At 45.1% G+C, this 821-nt stretch carries 1 protein-coding gene; it reads right to left on the bottom strand.

Annotated features, from left to right (window positions below; all coding sequences use genetic code 11):
* The coding region (locus ACWHAR_RS25515) for an ATP-binding cassette domain-containing protein (RefSeq protein WP_452088239.1) at positions 1-653 on the bottom strand (653 nt) is incomplete at its 3' end.
* Between the last annotated feature and the right edge of the window lie 168 nt (positions 654-821).

Genomic DNA, 821 nt, shown 5'->3' on the forward strand with positions numbered 1-821 from the left:
TCGTGGGAAATCAGAATGAACGCGTTCTCGTATTCCTGCAGGTAGCGCTTCAGCCATTCAATATGCTGTTCATCAAGATAGTTGGTCCGCTCATCGAGAACCAGAATTTCCGGCTTTTCAAGGAGCAGCTCACCGAGAAGGACCTTTGTGCGCTGTCCGCCGCTCAAATCGGTGACATCTCGCTCTAATCCGATATCGCTCAAACCGAGACCGCGGGCGATTTCTTCCACCTTTGAATCAATGACATAAAAATCATTGTTTGTCAGCGCGTCTTGAATGACGCCGACTTCTTCAAGCAGCTTCTCGAGCTCGTCGGGATCAGCCTCGCCCATTTTGTTGTAAATCTCATTCATTTCCTCTTCCATCGCAAATAAATAATGGAACGCGTCTTTCAGGACGTCGCGAATAGATTTTCCTTTTTCCAGCACGGTATGCTGATCAAGGTATCCGACACGGACATTTTTTGACCATTCGACTTTTCCCTCATCAGGTTCAAGCTTTCCGGTAATAATATTCATGAAGGTTGATTTTCCTTCACCGTTTGCGCCGATCAAGCCGACGTGCTCGCCTTTTAACAGGCGGAAGGAAACGTTATTAAAAATGGCCCGGTCCCCGAAGCCGTGGCTTAAATCCTTTACAGATAAAATACTCATGTTTACACCTCTATCGTTATCAAACACGCACAATCGGCGTGTAATATTCACCCTTTTGATTATAAAGGAGGATTCGGAATGTTGAAAGGTATAGGAAAGAAAAAGAAAAATTGCGTTCCGGGCGAGGTTTTGAGATACTATGGAATAGATTTCAGGAATTGAGGAGAA

Source organism: Bacillus sp. LR--39 (assembly GCF_053613335.1).